Origin of the sequence: Streptomyces botrytidirepellens, from assembly GCF_003721215.1 — a bacterium.
GTDB lineage: Bacteria > Actinomycetota > Actinomycetes > Streptomycetales > Streptomycetaceae > Streptomyces > Streptomyces himastatinicus.
The window spans coordinates 1-3,068 of sequence record NZ_RIBZ01000556.1; the positions used below are offsets into that span (position 1 = coordinate 1).

4 protein-coding genes are annotated in these 3,068 nt (G+C 68.7%); 2 read left to right on the forward strand and 2 right to left on the reverse strand.

All coding sequences use genetic code 11. The annotated features are described in order from the left end of the window. Positions 1-45: 45 nt before the first annotated feature. Positions 46-756 (reverse strand): phosphatase PAP2 family protein, encoded by a 711-nt coding sequence (locus EEJ42_RS32740; RefSeq protein ID WP_123105585.1) that lies wholly within the window; start codon positions 754-756, stop codon positions 46-48. Positions 757-983: 227 nt separating this feature from the next. Continuing rightward, complete coding sequence (locus EEJ42_RS32745; protein WP_123105587.1) at positions 984-1,991, reverse strand: C40 family peptidase; 1,008 nt, start codon at positions 1,989-1,991, stop codon at positions 984-986. A 194-nt stretch (positions 1,992-2,185) separates the two neighbouring features. Between EEJ42_RS32745 and EEJ42_RS32750 the strand changes: the two genes are divergently transcribed. Both EEJ42_RS32750 and EEJ42_RS32755 read left to right on the forward strand, forming a co-directional pair. After that, on the forward strand, positions 2,186-2,416 hold the full coding sequence (locus EEJ42_RS32750) for a DUF397 domain-containing protein (protein ID WP_123105589.1): 231 nt from the start codon (positions 2,186-2,188) through the stop codon (positions 2,414-2,416). A gap of 252 nt (positions 2,417-2,668) precedes the next feature. Next, positions 2,669-2,977, forward strand: coding sequence for a hypothetical protein (locus tag EEJ42_RS32755; protein ID WP_009716148.1), 309 nt, complete (start codon positions 2,669-2,671; stop codon positions 2,975-2,977). Positions 2,978-3,068: the final 91 nt, after the last annotated feature.

Consider the following 3,068-nt stretch of genomic DNA (forward strand, 5'->3'; position numbering starts at 1 on the left):
GCGGCCCGGCGTGATGCCGGGCCGCCCGTCGGTCGTATGGGTGTGTCAGGCCGCGAGGTCCTTGCTGCCGCGCTCCGTGCCCGGCGACCGGGTCTCGGGGAACTCCGGGACCCCCTCGCCCGCCGCGGCGGCCGGGCCGGGGCGCCCGGCCCGTATCAGCCAGCCGGCCCGCGACCCCGCGATCGTGGTGGTGAGCGGCGTCAGCAGCATCATCGCCAGCGGCGCCAGCAGCAGCGCGACCGCGGTCCCCAGCGCGAATCCGCCGATCACGTCCGTCGGGTAGTGCACGCCCATGTAGACGCGGCAGAAGCCCTCGAGCAGCGCGAGCCCGATCGCCGCCAGCCCGTACCGCCGGTGGGCCATGAAGACCCCGACGGCGAGCCCCATGGTCAGCGTCGCGTGGTCGCTGACGAAGGAGAAGTCGTTCTTGCCCGCCACCAGGACCTCGAGCTGATGGTCCCGGAACGGCCGCGGGCGCTGGACGAAACCGCGGATCGGGATGTTGGCGATCAGCGCGATCCCGGCGGCCAGCGGCGCCCACATCAGCCCGGCGACGGCGGACGGCGCGTCCTGCCCCCGCTTGCGCACGCTCCACCAGGCGCCGAGGCCCACCAGGGCGAGACCGATGACGATCCCGTACTCGCCGACGAACTCCATCACGCGGTCGAACCAGTGCGGGGCTTCCTTGGCGAGCCCGTTGATGTCGTAGAGAAGGCTGACATCGGGGTTCGACCCGTCCAGTGCGAGTCCAGCCATGTGCCGCGGCCCCTTATCTCTCACCTGTCGCTACGTACAGCTGCCGACCCCCGTTGCCGACCCCCGTGATTCCCCGCGACCGACGACCCCGGCGAGCGATGCCGAAGGGTGTGCCGCCGATCCACTTCCAGGAAACGCCCTTATTGCGCCAGGCGTTCCGTTCGCTACCCAACGATCACCGGGACGTTATCGAAGGGTGACCCATCGTCGCAGCTCAGAGGGAATCCTCACGCGGCGCTGGGCTTCGGCAGCGCTTTTGCGCCATCCTTGGTCACCCGCGTCGCCCCGATGTAGTCCGGGGAGTCGATGGGATCGAAGCGGATCACCGCACCAGTGTAGGGCGCGTTGATCATCTTCCCGCCGCCCACGTAGATCCCCACGTGGTGAATGGATCTCGGGTCGTCGAGATCGTAGGCGAAGAAGACCAGATCGCCGGGGAGCAGCTCATCGCGCTTGGGATGCGGCCCGGCGTTCCACTGGTCGTTGGCGACGCGCGGCAGCTCGATCCCCACCGTCTTGTACGCCGCCTTCGTCAGCCCCGAGCAGTCGAACCGCCCGCCCTGCTCCGGGGTGCCGTTGCCGCCCCACAGATACGGCTTGCCGAGCTGCTTCTGCGCGAAGTAGATCGCCGCGGCCGACTGCCGCGACGGCTGCACGGTCTGCGTGGGCGCCTCGAAGCTCTTGGCCAGGTTGGTGATGGTCTTCACGTAGTTCTGGGTCTCGCGGTACGGCGGCACCCCGTTGTACTTGATCACGGCGTACGCGCCCGCGTTGTAGGACGCCAGCATGTTGTGCGTCAGATTGCCCGGTACGTCCTTCACATACTTGGCGAGCGAGCAGTCGTAGGCGGCCGCGGACGGAATCGCGTCGTTCGGATTCCAGATGTCCCGCTTGCCGTCCTTGTCGCCGTCCACCCCGTGGGACGCCCAGGTGGCGGGAATGAACTGCGCCAGCCCCTTGGCGTTGGCCGGGCTCTGCGCCTTCGCGTTCCACCCGCTCTCCTGGTAGAGCTGCGCGGCGAGCAGGGCCGGGTTGAGGGCGGGGCACGAGTTCCCGTACCGCTGGATCAGCGGCGCGTACGTGGCCGGGACCGAACCCTTCGCCAGTCCGACACTGGTGCCTCCGCCACCGCCCGCGAGGTTCGCGGCGACCATGTAGGTGCCGAGAACGAGCAGGACGACGAAGGAAAGAGAGACTCCGATACCGACACTGACACCCAGCCAGACCTTACGCACCCGGCCATCCTCCCCCATCAGCCCGCGGTACGAACGCGTTTCCGTACGCACGGCGAAAATCAGCCGCTCGCCAGCCGAAACCCTACGGGCGACCGGTGCCGTGCGCCCCCTGCACCCCCTCCGCGCACCCCGTGGAACGCGTAAAGTCCGGCCCGTTCGAGCACCTCACCCCCCATGAACCCCAAGGAACACGGATGACGCAGCTGGACTGGCAGCGGGCCTCGACCGACGAGGACGAGGAGGCGGGCGCCTACCTGGAGGTGGCCGCGGGCCCCGACGGCCGGATCTACATGCGCGAGAGCAACGACCCGGAGACCGTCGTCGTCACCACCCAGGCCAAGTGGGACGCGTTCCTCAAGGGGGTCAAGGCAGGGGAGTTCGACGACTTCGCGGAGGAGGTCGCGGAGGACGTCGCGGAGGAATAAGGGCCTCCGCTACCGATCGTTGCCCGGCGCCCACCCGCGTGATACACAGAGTGACCATAAGGCACCTGATGGACCGTGATGGACATGGCTCGTCCTCCTGCCAGGTCACCGTGGTCCACAACACGTACGAGATCCGCCAAGAAATGCCGCCCAGTCGACATGCGGAAGCGGAATCGTCAGCGAAGATAGAGACAGACCCCACGCCGGCTCGGCCGGGGCACACAACTACCCATAAGGGGCGGTGAGTTCAATATGTTCCTAGCGGCCGAAAAGGGCGACATCAACACCATCATCGGCGGAATCGCCCCAGACTGGGGCCCCTTCGGAAGCCTGGGCAGCGAGGCCCGCGTGATGATCGAGGTCGTCATGGCCGTCGCACTGCTGCTGTGCTTCGGCATCGCGATCTGGGGCGCGGCCAAGCAGCGCATCGGCGCGACCGCACTGCGCGACACCTTCAGCGCGGAGCAGGGCAAGGGACTGATCGTCGCAGGGCTGACCGGTGTGTTCATCATCGGCTCGCTGGGCACGCTCTTCACGATCGTGTACGGCATGGCCATCTAGCCACGCCCCCGGCCCCGCCCCGGCCTGCGCCCCCGCGCACCGGAGCCGACCCCCGCGCGCGGCGCACGCCCCCGCCCCCGAGCCTCCGCCC